This is a genomic window from Thermostichus sp. MS-CIW-38 (genome assembly GCF_054058415.1).
Genome location: NZ_JBSSAH010000006.1, coordinates 53,475 through 68,740, shown reverse-complemented (window position 1 = coordinate 68,740; position 15,266 = coordinate 53,475). Strand labels below are relative to the sequence as shown.

Genomic DNA, 15,266 nt, shown 5'->3' with positions numbered 1-15,266 from the left:
TGTACCACGGCTTAACGGGCAGAACTCTGGCGGATCTCCTGCAACAGGCGGGCAAGAACCTTGCTGGCATTGGGAGGAGCTGCGGCCTGCAAGCGAGCGGCCATTTGGGCAACCACCTGCGGCTGGGCCAACCAGGTCAACACCGTTTGCCGCAGCAAGTCCAGATTCTCTTCGGATTCTCGCATGACCACCCCCCCACCGCGCCCCACAAAGGCCAGAGCATTCTGATACTGATGATCCTCAGCGGCAAAGGGATAGGGGATCAAAATGGCTGGGGTGGCGGTGGTCAGCAACTCCGCCAGGCTCATGGCCCCGGCGCGGCTAATGGCAAAGTTGGCCCGCTGCAACAAGGCAGCTACATCTCGACGGAAAGGAAAGGGCCGGTAGCGGGGATGGCTGGGGATCCTGGCTTCCGGATCTTGAGCTTCGCTGCCGCCGGTCAAATGCACAATCCAGGCCCCCGCCTCCAACCAAGCTGGGGCACAGGTGGCCACCATGCGGTTGAGGCCCCGCGCCCCTTGGCTGCCCCCCATGACCACAATGAGGGGATCCCCGTCGGGAATGGGGAGGTCGGCAGGGAAAGGCTGGGGCGTGTAGAACTCGGCCCGCACTGGCGTACCCACCACTTGGGCAGCCACCCCTGGCAAATGCTCTGCCGTCTCCGCCATGCCCAGCGCCACCACCTGACAAAATCTCCCCAGCCAACGGGTCACTTTGCCCGGGATCCGATTGGACTCGTGCAGCAACACCGGTACCCCCAGCGAGCGGGCGGCCAAAATGGCCGGAGCGGCAATGTACCCACCGGTGGTCAGGACAATATCAAACCGTCCCGACATAAGGAGTCGGCGCACTTGCAGGGTGGCGCGGGCCAGTTGGGCCAAGGCCTGCAGCCTATGGAGAGGGGATCCCTGCCAGCCCGACATGACGACCCGGTGCAAGGGATACCGCTCCCGCACCAGCTTCCCTTCCATGCGATCCGGCACCCCCAGCCATTCAATCTGCCAGTCGGGCAACTGCTCGGCAACGGCCAAGGCCGGAAAAATGTGGCCACCAGTGCCACTGGCAGCAACCAGCAGCCGCGGGCGTGAAGCTGGATCCTTGGCGCGTATATCCACCCGTGTGCCGATTAGGGATCCCTGAGACCTTCAGGAGTTGTTGGAGCTGACATAGCGCAAGAGGGTGCCCCGTTGCCCCAGAATAAACCCCTGCTGGGGGCCGAAAAACTCAATGCTGTAGAAGTTGGCGGGGATGTTGCTGAGTTTCTTGGCCTGTTCCCAGGTTTTGCCACCATCAGGGCTGTGGATCAGGGTAGCGCCACCCCCCACCACCCACAGGTCGTGGTCGTTCTGGTAGGCGGCATTGAGGTAGCCAAAGCTGAGGGCCCGCCCTGGACGCAGCGGCGACGACCACTGGCCGGAGGTGAAGTCATCGGTAAAGGCGATCTCCGCCCCTTGGTTCAATTTCCAAGCGCTGCCGTGGGGGCCAAAGCCCATGTTTTGAATGCGGCGGGAGCTTTCCCGCGGGTAGGGCTTCCAGGTGCGACTTTCAGGAGTGTACAGAAAGTAGAAGCTGCCCCGCGACGACACCGCCAGATATTCGCCTTCAGGGCCGCGGGCAATGTTTTTGATGGCCCCAATCGGCTCATCCACTTGGGCATGCCAGGTCTGACCGCCATCTTCGGTGCGGTAGATGGCCCCCACATTGGTCACCATTTCGGCGGCGCCAGGGCCCAGAGCCTGGATCAAGAGCGGCTCCCCTGGCAGTTGGTTGTTGAGGCGGATGGAAGTCCAGTCGGATCCCTCGTTTAGGGTGTGGAGGAGGATCTTCGGCTGCCCGGCCACCCAGCCTTCTGCCCCAGCAAAGCTAATGGAGGCCAGGTAGGCTTCCGGCTCCAGACCCGGCAGCTCCCGCACCTGCCAGTGCAGACCCCCATCGCGGGATTCCAGCAGCGTCGCCTTGTCTCCCACCAACCAGCCATGGGAAGGGGTGGTGCCGGTGAAGGCAATGTCCAGCAGAATGTTCTGGGTGGGCACTTCCACCTGCTGCCAGGGGACCACCCGCATGTTGGGCATCCCCGCCGCCATCAGCAGCACCGAGACAGCAATCAGCAGCACCAGCCTCAGGGGTTTGAACATCTTGACCCTCACTCGACGAAATAGAAACTCATCAAAAATAAAAATCCCAGCGCCAGTCCCAAGAAGATCAGCAGGTTCTTTTGAGCAGGGGTCATCACGTTCACCCCCAGGCCGTAGCGCAAGTTCTCTTGAAAACCGGAAGGCTTGCCCTTGGCGCCCACTGCTTGGAACGAGCGCTTACCGGCTCGGCACACCGGACATTTCCAATCGGCTGGCAATTCCTCAAACGGTACGCCCGCCGGGATCCGATTGAGCTGATCCCCCTTGGCCGGTTCGTAAACATAGCCACAAGAACGACATTCGTAGCGCTGCATCCGCAGGGGATCGCTGAGCTGCGCATCGGTTTCATCTTCCGGCAACTCAATGAGCTTCGGTGTCTGGGGAGAACGGGGTTGAGCACCGGGATCCGGTTGCGAGCCATTCATGGTCAGGGATCCATCTGCATCGTCGATCCTATTATGAGAGGAATTGTTACAAAAATCTACTCAGACCCTTTCTTGTTGCTCAGGGGGATCCCGCACCAGCCTGGGATGCCGACCTGAAGAGACTTATCCGGTGGACACAGGGATCCACCAGGGGGATCCTATGTTATGTTTTGGCTATCCTGCCCTCAGTGTTGTGCAAGCGGGTGCCTTTCATGACCACGCCCCCTCGCCGACCAGCCCTCAATCACGTGCTCATCGTCAAGGATCGTCATGGGCCAAAAGCCTACTGGTTGACGGCTGAGCTTTATTCGTTGGGCCGGGATCCGCGCAACAGCATTCGCATCGACTCCCAGTACGCCTCTCGCTACCACGCCATTTTGGTTAAGACAGAGTCTCCCTCTTCTCCCGATGGGTTTACCTACCAAATCATTGACGGAGACATTCAGGGCACCCCCAGCACCAACGGCCTTTACGTGGGCGGGCAACGGGTGGAATTTCGGGATCTGGAGGACGGGGACGAAATTCAGTTTGGCAACGATGCCACTGCTACCTACTCGCTGCAGAACAAAGATCTGGATGAAATTCTGGCTACCTTTGAAAACACCCAGATCGTTGGGCTGTAGGAAGCTGCCTTCCCTGTTGGGTCTTGGCCTGTCCCGTCTGCATGCTGGTTGAAGGGTTAACCGGCGCTTGGAGAGGGGATCCCGTCGCCGTATTTTCGGGATCGCTTGCTGGTAAACTGTGTCATACGAAAAAACAAAGCTGGGATCCCTGCTGTTTTATTGGGCTTTCTGCTTGCGGGATCCCTTCCTTCTGTTGTCTCTAAGGGAGGATCCATCTTGCGCCCCATCCTCATTGCCGGCAACTGGAAAATGCACAAGACTCAGGCTGAGGCTCGCGAGTTTCTGCGAGAGTTGGGCCTGGCTTTACGGTCATCGCCGTCAGGGTCAGCATCCCAGCGGCAGATCATCCTATGTGTGCCCTTTACAGACCTGGCGGTGGTGGCAGAGCAAAGCCGCGGATCCGACATAGCCGTGGGAGCACAAAACCTACATTGGGAGGATCAGGGGGCCTTTACCGGGGAAATTTCCGGCCCCATGCTGGCGGAATTGGGGGTGCGCTACGTCATCGTCGGCCACAGCGAACGGCGGCAGTACTTCGGCGAGACGGACGAAACCGTCAATTGGCGTTTGGCAGCTGCCCAGCGGCACGGGCTCACCCCCATCCTTTGTGTGGGAGAAAGCCGGCAGCAGCGGGAGCAAGGCTTGACCGAGTCTTGGATTGTGGGGCAATTGGATCGCGCCTTGCAAGGGATCGATCTGGAGAACTTGGTGATTGCCTATGAGCCCATTTGGGCCATCGGCACCGGCCAGACTTGTGCAGCTCAAGAGGCCAACCGGGTCATCGGCTTGATCCGGCAACACTTGGGCAATGCCCAACTGCCCATTTTGTATGGCGGCTCGGTGAAGGCCGGCAACATCGATGAGCTGATGGCCCAGCCTGAGATCGACGGCGTGTTGGTGGGAGGGGCCAGCCTAGACCCCCAAGAGTTTGCCCGCATCGTCAATTTTCAGGCTCTAGCCCCCGCCTAGGCCGCTAGCGGGATTGTCCCCACAGCAGGGCTACCGGGAAGGATTTCAAGACAACGCCCACCGGCAAGGTTTCGCCGGCAGGGATCCTTTCCTGGGTTAGCCCGTTCACCCAGTCCAGCCGCTTCCAACGCGGCAGATGAATTTCGGTATCTGCCCAAACGGATTCTCCCAGAGGATCTTGGGTTTCGTCGATCAACTTTGTTAAAAAACGCGGCACTACCGTGAGCAATACCTGCTTACTGTGCTGACGGGCAAAAGCCACAACATGGTCAGCATGGGATCCGCTGATCTGCAGAGGAATGTAGCTGCCCTCGAGAAACAATTGGGGCTGTTCCTGGCGGGCCTTGAGCACATGATGAATCAGAAACAGCTTAATGCGTCCGTCGCTGCGGTGCAGGAGCAAATCCGCAATGAGTTGGAGAGGATCCTGTTTAACCCGCCGCTGAATTTCTTCCAAATAGGCGAGGCGACGGGAAAAATCCACAGGCCGACGATTGTCGGGATCCACCATGCTCAAATCCCACAGTTCCGTGCCTTGGTAAATATCCGGGATCCCAGGGCTGGTCAGTTTGATCAGCGTCTGTGAGAGAGAATTAAAAATGCCAAAGTGAGCAACTTTCCGTTGGAAAGGCAAAAAGGACTCCAAAAAGGGGTTAGGACCTTGAAGGATCCGTTCGATAAAAGCGGTAGTGGCTTCTTCGTATTCGGTATCGGGGCGAAGCCAAGCGGTGTGAACTTTAGCTTCCCGCACTGCTTTGATGGCATAATCTTTGACCCGCTGTACGAACTGGGGCACCTCTTCCGGTTGGAAGGGATAGGAGCCGAGCAATGTCTGGTAGAGCAAATACTCGTCATTGCGATCCGGCAGTTCCGAGCGCTTAGCTTGTTTGCTGCGGACTTTGTAGCCGAGGTTCAGTTCATGCCAAAGGTTGATGTGCTTTTCCCACTCGGCGGGGATTTCAGAAAGCACATTCAGCCGGGCCCGCACATCTTCGCCACGCTTGGTGTCGTGGGTAGCAGAAGCATTCATGGACAGAGGCCACCGAGCTGACCGCTCTTGATTAAAGCGGTGAAACTCTTGCACCGAAAGGCCAAAGCGACAGGGATCCCCGCCAACTTCATTGAGAGATAAAAGGCGGTTGTACACATAAAAAGCAGTATCTTCTACCCCTTTGGCCATGAGAGGGCCGGCCAACTGCTGCAAGCGCATGGCAAAATGGATCTGCTCATTTTTCTCCTGGTCTGATAAATTTTCCAGAGACTCCAGGCAGAGAAAGCGCTGAATAAAATTCAGCTCATTCACCAAAACGGGCAGGTTCTCCTTGGCCTTCTCCACAGCTTGACGAACCACCTGTTGACCTTCTGGACTGAGGATCCCTTCGTGGATATAGACGCGGTAGACCGGAAAGCACACCAAAACTTCTACCAAAGCTCGACGTAAGCTGTAGAGGGTAAAGTCATTGGCATAGCGATGATGGCTGGTGATCTGCTTGAGCAAAAAAGCAAGATTATCCATATCCCCTGACAGGTTGCGCTCGATGATCAAGCGTTTTTTATCTTCGATAACCTGCTCTGGGGAATGCCGTAGATTTGTGAAATTTTGATAGAGAGAGTCAAAAGCCTCTGCATTTTCTTCTTGACAAAAGATGCCGTTGAGCTTAGCTAAAAAATCATAGCCCGTTGTGCCCTGAACCGGCCAGCTTTGGGGCAGACTTTCATTAGCCTCTAGTATTTTTTCTACTACGATGTAGAGATTTGGGCAGCGTTCCCGCAGGCGATGGAGATACTCTTCGGGATTGAACAACCCATCGATATGATCGATGCGCAAACCACTAAAACGCCCCTGTTCTGCAAGCTTAAAGATAAGCTGATGGGTTTTGCGAAACACCTCGCGATCTTCCACCCGCAGTGAGATCAGCTCGTTAATGGTAAAGAAACGACGATAATTGATCTCCTCAGCACCCACCTTCCAGAAGGAAAGGCGAAAATTTTGCCGCGCCAGAAGACTATCCAGCAGGTCAAAGCTCGACGGATCCCCTGGCTTGCCGTTAAAGATGTCAATGTTCTCGTCAAAAAAGCTCTGGATAGGTTGGCTAGACGTGTAGAGTTCCCACAACGAATGCTTGGCAAAGCTAATTTGATCAGTGCGCTCTAGGAGATCTTCCTTGCTGGGAATGAATTTCAGGCTGAAGAGGATCCCGAGCAACTTGACGTAGTCGGGGTGGCTCCGCCCCAATTTTCGCCGCAGTTTGCTCAGGTTGTAGGTAAAAACATCGGCATAGGTGTCAATGTTGAGGGGGAACCTCAAGTTGTAGTAGTTAATACTTAGGCCATCGGCATCATAACGAAGCTGGATTTGACCCGACTCCAAACATTTGTCGTAGAAATCTCCCAAGAAAGGGGCTAAGATTCTGCCTTTGATCCCCAGGTAAGAGTGATTCCAATTCACATCAAAGTAGTCAACAAAATCTGAGTTGGGGCCACTCTCCAGAACGTCCATAAGCATCTGGTTTTGGCCATCGTAGGCCATGTGATTGGGCACAATGTCCTGGATCCAGCCTATTCCCTGCTGATTGAGGGCTTCCCACAAGAGCTCAAACTTTTCGCTTCCCCCCAGTTCCTGGTTAATCTGCCTGGGATCCACCACGTCGTAGCCGTGGGTGCTGCCTTTGCGGGCTTGGAAGATGGGAGAGGCATACAAGTCACTGATGCCCAGCAACTTCAGGTAGGGAACAATCTGTCGTGCTGCGTCGAAGTCAAACCCAGCATGAAACTGAATGCGATAGGTGGAAGTCGGGATCCGCATGATGACCTTAGAACAATGACAAAGAAGCCGAGCTTGCCAACGGCATAGGGTCAAGAGAACAGATGTATCTAGGGTAGCGGCTAAGATCAAGGAGTCCTGCAGGGGAGAGGCGAGGTTAGTGAACTTGTCAAGGCCACAGAGGAGCGCTTCACCCCCGGTAAGGGGGCCGGCAAGGATGGCGAGGTGGGCAGGGATCCTGCTCGTGGGTGGGCTGATGGGGAGTTGGCGGAGTGAGGCAACCTGGGCAGAAAGCGAGTTTCGGGTGGGGAGTGAGCTGGTTTTGACCCTGCGCACCCCCGATGCCCCCGCTCGCCTCCGTCTGCTGAAGCAACGGTTGGAAGAGATTTTGCTACAGGCCAGCAGCCCTCAGGTGCAGGTCAGTCTGGATATCCCCAGTCCCAATCCCTCGACGACCGGCAGCGGGGATCCCCCAGCTCAAGCCGCTCGGATTCTTTTGAACCAGCAACTGCTGTTGGAGGTAACTCCAGCCGATGCAGAGGCTCATGCTGCTCCCCAACCGGCAGATCTGGCAAGGATCTGGGCGGATCGCCTGCAAACGGTGTTCAACCAGGAATCCAGTCGGCAGCAACTGTTTTTGGGATTGGGGCTGCCCCCGCACTTGACCTGGCAAGGGCGACTCTATCGCCGCGCTGAGCGTGCTGCCGCCGATACTGGGCGCTTTGTTACCGATGGCACTCGCATTCAAGATCATGTGGTCTATTGGGAGATCCCCTCTGGAGAGAACCCGTTTGACTTTACCAACAAGCCGACCCTGCCGGATCCGCCGCCGGAGCGGCTATTTTTGTTGAATCGCCACCGCCAGTTTGTGCCCTACGAGTTGTAACCGAAGTCCTTTCTCCCTCTGTTGTCTATTGTCTATGTCGTCCATTCAACGAGAACCTCGCATTCTGTTGGGCCTGCGGGCCGACCAATTTCGTCATCCCGTGGATCTGCAAGCCACCCGCTCTCTGCAGCAAGTGCCGGGGCTGGGCCTGCTGATTCAAAATTGGCTTGGCTCAACGGCAGGACAGATATTTTATCTGGATAACATCGCTTCCAGCATCCAAATTAACGAGCATCAGTTGCCGGAAATTCATCAGCTTTTGGTGCAGGCCTGTCGCATCTTGGATCTGGAGGTGCCCCAGCTCTACGTGCGGCAGAACCCCACGCCCAATGCCTATACCTTTGCCATGCAGGGGAAAAAGCCCTTCATCGTCTTGCACAGCTCTCTGCTGGATCTGTTGGAGCCACCGGAAATTCAGGCCGTGATCGCTCATGAGTTGGGCCATTTGAAATGCAATCACGGCGTCTACCTGACGATGGCCAATATTCTCATGCTCTCCACCAGCTTGCTCCCCTTCGGGGGGTTGTTTTATCAGGCGTTGCAGGATCAACTGATGCACTGGCTGCGGTGTGCCGAGTTTACCTGTGACCGGGCGGCGCTGTTGGTAGCCCAAGATGCCAAGACGGTGATCTCGGTGTTGATGAAATTGTGTGGGGGATCCCCGCAATTGGCCTCCAAGCTGAACGTGGACGCCTTTTTGGAGCAGGCCCGTACTTACGACGAGCTGGACGGGGATCTGTGGCAGATGGAGCTGAAACAGATGCAAACGGTGGGGCGCACCCATCCGCTGCCGGTGCTGCGGGCCAGAGAAATCGAGTGTTGGTTCCGCAGCAACACCTATCAGCAGATCCTGGAGCTCCAGGGATTGGGCTCCGCACCGCGGACGTCAACGGCTGCTTCGTAAACTACCCGACTCCGACCGCTAAAGCAGTACAGAGCGGGCTTTTAGTAGCCCTGCAGTTGGCAAGCCAACCACGAGCCTCTGGGGTGGTTTACAGCACCCCCAATCGACCGTTACCAGTGCCTTAAACAACCGTTTCTGGTGTCCGCAGTACAATTATAACCATGGAGGCGGACTTTCCTCTCGACACTGATCCTACCGGTACAGCACGGGGCTCCTGCGATTTCTAGCTGAGTGCTCAAGATGGATCCCTCTCATGTGCCCCTGGGTTTGCCGCTCATCTTGGGAGAGGTGCTTTTCGACTGCTTCCCCACAGAGATTGTGCTGGGCGGAGCAGCTTTGAATGTGGCTTGGAACCTCAAGGGGCTGGGATCCGATCCCCTCTTGCTCAGTCGTGTTGGCCAGGACGAGGCCGCCAGAGAGCTGCTGGGGGCCTTGCGACGGCAGGGGCTGCGCCTGGAGGGTCTGCAGCAGGATTCTGTTCACCCCACCGGCAAGGTTCAAGTAACCCTGGATGAGCAAGGGATCCCCACCTTCGCCATCTTGCCCGACCAAGCCTACGACTACATCCAGTTGGATATCGGGGCTCTGCAAGCTCTCCAGCCCAGCCTGCTCTACCGGGGCAGCTTGGCAGCCCGCCGGGAGGCAGCCCATCGCCACTTTCAAGAGGGGATCCCCGCTTTGGGCTGTCCGGTGTTTCTGGATCTCAACCTGCGGGATCCCTGGTGGCATCCAGACGCCATCCGGGAGATGCTGCGCACCTGCACTTGGCTGAAGCTGAACCAGACAGAGCTGGAACAAGTGGCCCAACTGGAAGGGATCCCTCCTGGAGACCTGCTGGAGCAAGGACAGATCCTCCAGGCTCATCTGAACCTGAAAGGTCTATTTCTGACCTTGGGAGCGGCAGGCGCGCTGCTGATCACCCCTGCTCAGATCCATCGGGCCGACCCAGTGCCCGCGCCTCAGCTGGTGGATACAGTGGGGGCGGGAGATGCGTTTAGCGCCGTAGCCATCCTGGGACTATTGCGGGGATGGCCGGAGGCGATTCTGGTGCAACGAGCCGTGCAATTTGCAGCGGCCATCTGTGGGATCCCGGGGGGAGCACCTTCGGATCCGGAGTTTTACCGGCCCTTCTGGCAGGCATGGGAGATCCAGGAGATCCAGAGGCCAAGGGTTCAATGAAACTGGCGCAGGTGAAACTGGGCGTAGCGACCCCCTTTGCCCAGCAATTCTCGGTGATTTCCCTGCTCCAGCAATTGCCCCTGCTCCAAGACGAAAATGCGGTGGGCGGTGCGCACTGTCGAGAGGCGGTGGGCAATCACAAAAACGGTGCAGCGTTGCATCAGCCGTTGCAGCGCTTCCTGCACCAACGCTTCCGACTCGTTGTCCAAAGCCGAGGTAGCCTCGTCCAGGATCAAGATCTTGGGGTTGAGCAACACGGCGCGGGCAATGGCCAGCCGTTGCCGTTGTCCACCGGAGAGGGTAACCCCTCGTTCCCCCACGCGGGTGGCGTAGCCATCGGGCAAGCTCTCAATAAAGGTGTCGATGTTGGCCACCTGGGCCGCCTGGCGTACTGCTTCCAGGTCAACATGCTCTTGTCCGTAGGCGATGTTGCTGGCAATGGTTCCCGAAAACAAGGTGATCTCCTGAGGCACAATGCCGATCTGCCGGCGCAGGCTCTTGAGGGTGACGGTGCGGATGTCGATGCCGTCGATGCGGATGCAGCCCTGCTGGGGATCGTAAAAGCGGGGAATCAGGCTCACCAAGGTGGATTTGCCGGCGCCGGAGGATCCCACCAGGGCCACAATCTCGCCGGGAGACACCTGAAAGCTGATCTGTTTGAGCACCGGCTGATCCGGTTTGTAGGCAAAGGAAACTTGGTCGAACTCCACCCAACCCTGAATGGGAGGCATGGGGCGGGCCCCGGGCAGCTCCCGGATCTGGGAGCGGGTGTTTAGCAGCTCGAAAATCCGCTCCACCGAAGCCTCACCCTGTTTCAGCTCGCTGTAGTTGTTGGTGATGTGAACAATAGGGTCGATCAACATGGCAACACCGGCGATAAAGCCGAGAAACTGGCTGCCGGTCAGGTTGCCCTGGCTAATTTGCCAGCCGCCCACCCAAAACACCCCCAACACGCTCATGGCGTACAGAAAACCCACCACCGGGTCTTGGATGGCTCTCATCTGTTCGGTCTGAAACCGGGCCAGGCGGTTGCTTTCGGCAATGGCACTGAAGCGGCGAATTTCGTAGTCCTCAGCCGCAAAGGCGCGAGTGAGGCTGATGCCAGCAAACACTTCAGTCAAGAGGGCGGCCAAATCCGACATCTTCTCTTGGTTGAGGCGGGAGCGAAACAAAAGGCGATCCCCAAACCAACTGATCAAGGCTCCCATCAGGGGGGCTATCAGCAAGGTGGTCAAGGTGAGAATGCCGTTGAGATAGAACAGGTAGGCCACCACCGCCAAGATGGTGAGCACGCTGGGGATGAAGCGATGGAAAAACCGCTGCACCACCTCTCCCACCCGATCCAGATCCCCCGTAAGGCGATAGACCAGATCGCCGGTGCGGCTGCCGGAAAAATAGTCCAGATCCAGTGCCTGCAGGTGGGCATAAATCTGTTGGCGCAATTCCAAAACCATTTGCAAGGAGGCCCTCGCCATCAGGGTGTCTTGGCCATACTGAAAAGCGCCGCGCACCAAGAAAAACACCACCCCAATCAAGGCCAGCATCCGCAGTTGCCCCAGATCCCCGGCACCGATGGAGCGGGCCACCCACTCGATCAAGTAGGCGAGGGCGGGCATGGTTAGCACAAAGCCAAGGGTGCAGGTCAGCCCCAGCAACAACATCCACAGATGGGGCCGAATGAAGGGAATGAGACGGCGATAGCTACGACCCGGATGCACAAATCACAAACCAGAAGGGCCTGTAAACTACCCGACCCTGACTGCTTCGCAGTACAGGGCGGGCTTTCGGTAGCCCTGCAGTTGGCAAGCCAACCACGAACCTCTAGGCTGGTTTACAGCAGCCCCCAAAAGCGCAATCACATTCGCACCATTCAAATCCGCATCTCCTTCCCATCCACAGTGCCCACACTTGAACGACTTGCCACTGCGGTAGGACTTGCCCTGCTCAGGGTGGATGTGTAAGCACCGGTGACAGGTCTGCGACGTGTAAGCAGGCGGCACAAGAACCAGAGAAACCCCTGCAGCCCTCGCCTTGTATTCCAGAAATTGACGTAGTTGGTAGAACGCCCAACTGTTGGCCCTGCGCCGCTCGGCTTTGCTGCGCGGCTGTTGATTGACTCTTTTCCGGATCCCTGTCAGGTCTTCCAGGGCAATAGCGCTGTTTGTGGTCTTTGCCCTAGAGACAATAGCTTTGGAGATGCGATGATTGACCCACGCCTGAAAGCGCCTCTCCTTGCCAGACAGCCGTTGCAGCAGTTGACGGCATCTGCGCCGCGAACTGCGTGTGCCCTTACTGGCTTTGCGTTGGAGTGCCGCCCTCAATCGAGAGTAGTGGTCTCGGACTCGGTTCAACTGCTGTCCATTCCAGTTATCACCCTCTGACGTATGGGCAATATCTGTCCTTCCCAAGTCCACCCCCAGCACTCTACCCGTGCGTTGCGGTGGGGATGGCTCCGTTTCCACACAGATTTGAATAGAGTAGGAGCCGTCTTTACGCTTGACCAGAGTGGCAGATTTGGGATTGGAGCCCGCCAGCCGTTCTCTCTGGTAGCGGCCAATCGCCAGCTCAAAGCGCTCCCGACCCTCCACCGTGGTCAGCGACACCGTCCAGTCTTTCTCGCGGAACGAAAAGATACGAGCGTCGTAGGTAGCGAAGCCACCCTTGAACGCTTTGACGGGGCGGTTTTTCTGTTGGGCAACTTTACGGGCGCCGGCCAGCCGCCTGCAGACCTGCTGAGCCAAGTTACTGGACAAGCCAAACCGGGCTCGAATCTCGTAGTAGCAAAGGGATTGCAGCTTGACCGCGTTGACGATCTTCTCCGGCGTGTTCTGGTTGACCCAATTCAAGGCTTGGCCAAAAGCCTCCAAAGTCGCGTCCAATTTGGCGGCTTGCGACTGGGACGCCTTGAGCTTGCAGGATACGGTCAGGACTTGGGTCATGGTTCTATCATAACTTCCGCATTCCTCCCGACACTGACCCTACGGGTACAGTGCGGGGCTCCTGCGATTTCTAGCTGACCCAACCAGCTTACAGGATAGTGTTGCGGACTGCTGCCGGGATCCCTGAAACTGGCCGATAGAGTCGAAAGCCGCTGCGGCCATTTTCCTTGACCTGGTAGAGGGCCAAGTCGGCATGGTGCAAAAGGGTGGACACTTCTACGCCGTCTTGGGGGTAGAGGGCGACGCCGATGCTGCAGGTCACGGAAAGGGAATGGCCCTCGCAGGAGAAGGGAGTTTGAAAGGCATCGACAATCCGCTGAGCCAGACGCGCTGCCACTGTGGGGCTGCCAATTCGGGGCAGCAGCAGGGTGAACTCATCCCCTCCCCAGCGGGCGACGATATCTCCAGGGCGAACGCACTTGGTTAACCGTTCAGCTACCCCCTGCAACAGGGCATCGCCGACACCGTGGCCGAAGGTATCGTTGATGTCTTTGAAGTGATCCAAATCCACAAAGAAGAGGGCCAGAGATTCACTGTAGTATTGCTGCAGGGTCTGCTGCAGCCGCTCCCGAAAGGATTCGCGGTTCACCAAACCTGTCAGGGCATCATGATGAGCGCGAAACTCCATGTAGGCTAAGCTCTGCTTTTGAGCGGTGATGTCTTCGCAGATGCCTTCATAGCCGAGGATGTTTCCGGCTTTATCTTTAACCAAACGGGCCTTTTCTCGGACCCAGATGATCGAGCCATCCCGCCGCCGCAGCCGGTACTCAAAGCCGCGTACGGATCCCTGCTCCTGCAATAGCCGCACAAATTCCTCCCACTGGCTGGGATCGACATAGAGCTGCCGCTTGCCCGCCTCTTTCGCTTCGCGCATCAATTCTTCGGGGGAGCTGTAGCCGCAGATCTGGGCCAGCATCGGGTTGGCGGAGAGATACCGACCTGCCGCATCGGTGAAAAAAATGCCCTCTACCGCATTCTCGAAAAAATTGCGATAGCGCTCCTCAGCCTGGCGCAGCTCCTCTTCCACTTGCCGGCGCTCCGAGATCTCGAGGGCCAGAGACACCAAATCCGCCAGGGATCCGGCGAAGTTTTGCTCTTCTAAGGTCCAGTGGCGAGGGGAGCCAATGTGCTCGTGGCAGAGAACACCCACCATCCGTCCTTCCAGTCGAATGGGGGCATCCAGCATCGAGACCACTCCCATTGCTGTCAGGTAGGAATTGCCGAACTCGGCGGTGCGGGGATCCGCCACCACTTGGTCGGCAGCAATGGTGCGCTCTTGCTCCAGGGCTTGAAAATAACGGGGATAGTCTTTGGCCCAGATCTCCGCCCCTTGAGTATGGGATCCCTCGGGGTTGTCTGGGGTGATCTCGAATTGATTGATGCAGCGAATGCTGGAGCGCTCCGACGTGTAGAGCCAGACCCCCACCCGTGCCACCCCCAGGGTATGGGCGGCTGTAGTACAAATCTGTTGCAGAGCAGCTTGTAAGTCTCCTTGGCTGAGGGCTTTGTGCCGGGTGAGCTCCATCAGAGCCCGGTTGTGCTCCAACAGTTGCTTTTGGCAGCGCTGTAGCTGCCACTCCACTTGCTTGCGTGCTGTGATGTCCTGACAGGAGCCGACAATTCGGCTGATTGGCTTGTTCTCCTCAACTACTGGAGAAAGGGTAACAATTAGAACATGGGTCGACTCTGGGTCGGGAGCGGCAGAGGCCGTTAGGCTCAGCTCAAAGCTCACTTGCCGGCCATGGCTGAGGCAGTGTTCGGTGTGCAGTTGAATCTGCGCAGCCAGAGAAGGCGGTAGACAACTCTGGAGCTCTTCTCCCTCGATAGGTCGAGAGGAGAGAAAAAACATCCTGCGAAAGGCCGGGTTACCCACCAAAAACCGACAGCGCGGTTGAGGTGAGCCTCTTTCTGGCTCCGGGGGCAGACACTCAAGGACAAACAACCCATCGCTGACGCTCTCGAACATGGTGCGCAGCACAGCCCGTCCCCGAGCCTGTACCGGGCGCCCACGGTACATGACCTGGGGATTCCACAGATCGGCCCGCGTCAGCGCATCATAAACGCTGCCAGCCTGGTCTGGCCCAGCAGTCCCCCTTTCAACCATAGGCTAGGAACACCCAGTAGACGCTCGGGCAACGGGGAGGGCAAGCCGAAAAAAACAGCTATGAATTCACGCTGTCTCTGCCATTCTACGGTCATCCTATGGAATTGTTGGGGGAGTTTGTGTGTCTCTCGATACAAAAGATCCCCGGGCTGGCACGGGCTTTTGGGTGCTCCGGAGGGGATATTCTTTGAAGCAACTCTTGAGGTTAATTAAAAGAATTATTAAAAAGCCTGTCCTGCCGACGTGAAGGGCTATGCGTCGCCGTTTTCAAGGTTAAACCGCTTCTGGCTCCCGAACTTGTTCTACCCGTACATCGACACGCTTGGGAAGGAACCAGG

At 57.3% G+C, this 15,266-nt stretch carries 12 protein-coding genes; 5 read left to right on the top strand and 7 right to left on the bottom strand.

All coding sequences use genetic code 11. From position 1 onward, the window contains the following. Positions 1-11: 11 nt before the first annotated feature. The 3 genes from murG to ACVWXZ_RS03790 are packed head-to-tail and all read right to left on the bottom strand — an operon-like array spanning position 12 to position 2,449. Complete coding sequence (gene murG, locus ACVWXZ_RS03800; RefSeq protein WP_457403354.1) at positions 12-1,115, bottom strand: undecaprenyldiphospho-muramoylpentapeptide beta-N-acetylglucosaminyltransferase; 1,104 nt, start codon at positions 1,113-1,115, stop codon at positions 12-14. 30 nt (positions 1,116-1,145) lie between these two features. Further along, positions 1,146-2,135 (bottom strand): photosynthesis system II assembly factor Ycf48, encoded by a 990-nt coding sequence (locus ACVWXZ_RS03795; protein WP_457439312.1) that lies wholly within the window; start codon positions 2,133-2,135, stop codon positions 1,146-1,148. 8 nt (positions 2,136-2,143) lie between these two features. Beyond that, a complete protein-coding gene (locus tag ACVWXZ_RS03790) occupies positions 2,144-2,449 on the bottom strand; it encodes a rubredoxin (RefSeq protein WP_049749648.1) in 306 nt (101 codons plus the stop codon). A 323-nt stretch (positions 2,450-2,772) separates the two neighbouring features. On the opposite strand from ACVWXZ_RS03790, the gene ACVWXZ_RS03785 reads away from it, so the two are divergent. Beyond that, positions 2,773-3,183, top strand: coding sequence for an FHA domain-containing protein (locus tag ACVWXZ_RS03785; RefSeq protein ID WP_414374851.1), 411 nt, complete (start codon positions 2,773-2,775; stop codon positions 3,181-3,183). A 216-nt stretch (positions 3,184-3,399) separates the two neighbouring features. Then, positions 3,400-4,152, top strand: a complete 753-nt coding sequence (tpiA, locus tag ACVWXZ_RS03780) for a triose-phosphate isomerase (RefSeq protein ID WP_457482177.1) — start codon at positions 3,400-3,402, stop codon at positions 4,150-4,152. Between the two features lie 4 nt (positions 4,153-4,156). Here the strand turns inward: tpiA and treY are convergent, their stop codons facing one another. Next, the gene (gene treY, locus ACVWXZ_RS03775; RefSeq protein WP_457482176.1) at positions 4,157-6,958 is read right to left on the bottom strand and encodes a malto-oligosyltrehalose synthase; all 2,802 of its coding nucleotides are present in this window, start codon (positions 6,956-6,958) and stop codon (positions 4,157-4,159) included. A 175-nt stretch (positions 6,959-7,133) separates the two neighbouring features. On the opposite strand from treY, the gene ACVWXZ_RS03770 reads away from it, so the two are divergent. From ACVWXZ_RS03770 to ACVWXZ_RS03760, 3 genes are all read left to right on the top strand, one after another. After that, positions 7,134-7,802 (top strand): hypothetical protein, encoded by a 669-nt coding sequence (locus tag ACVWXZ_RS03770; RefSeq protein WP_457443524.1) that lies wholly within the window; start codon positions 7,134-7,136, stop codon positions 7,800-7,802. 34 nt (positions 7,803-7,836) lie between these two features. Continuing rightward, positions 7,837-8,706, top strand: a complete 870-nt coding sequence (locus ACVWXZ_RS03765; protein ID WP_457482175.1) for a M48 family metallopeptidase — start codon at positions 7,837-7,839, stop codon at positions 8,704-8,706. Between the two features lie 240 nt (positions 8,707-8,946). Then, positions 8,947-9,885: a carbohydrate kinase family protein gene (locus tag ACVWXZ_RS03760; RefSeq protein ID WP_457482174.1), complete on the top strand. Its 939-nt coding sequence runs from the start codon at positions 8,947-8,949 to the stop codon at positions 9,883-9,885. On the opposite strand, the gene ACVWXZ_RS03755 is transcribed toward ACVWXZ_RS03760, so the two are convergent. The 3 genes from ACVWXZ_RS03755 to ACVWXZ_RS03745 form a co-directional block, all read right to left on the bottom strand. Then, a complete protein-coding gene (locus tag ACVWXZ_RS03755; RefSeq protein WP_457482173.1) occupies positions 9,879-11,603 on the bottom strand; it encodes an ABC transporter ATP-binding protein in 1,725 nt (574 codons plus the stop codon). The two genes, ACVWXZ_RS03760 and ACVWXZ_RS03755, sit on opposite strands and share 7 nt — an antisense overlap. Before the next feature lie 27 nt (positions 11,604-11,630). Then, on the bottom strand, positions 11,631-12,824 hold the full coding sequence (locus tag ACVWXZ_RS03750) for an RNA-guided endonuclease InsQ/TnpB family protein (RefSeq protein WP_457439306.1): 1,194 nt from the start codon (positions 12,822-12,824) through the stop codon (positions 11,631-11,633). 88 nt (positions 12,825-12,912) lie between these two features. Next, the gene (locus ACVWXZ_RS03745; protein ID WP_457482172.1) at positions 12,913-14,928 is read right to left on the bottom strand and encodes a diguanylate cyclase domain-containing protein; all 2,016 of its coding nucleotides are present in this window, start codon (positions 14,926-14,928) and stop codon (positions 12,913-12,915) included. Positions 14,929-15,266 lie beyond the last annotated feature (338 nt).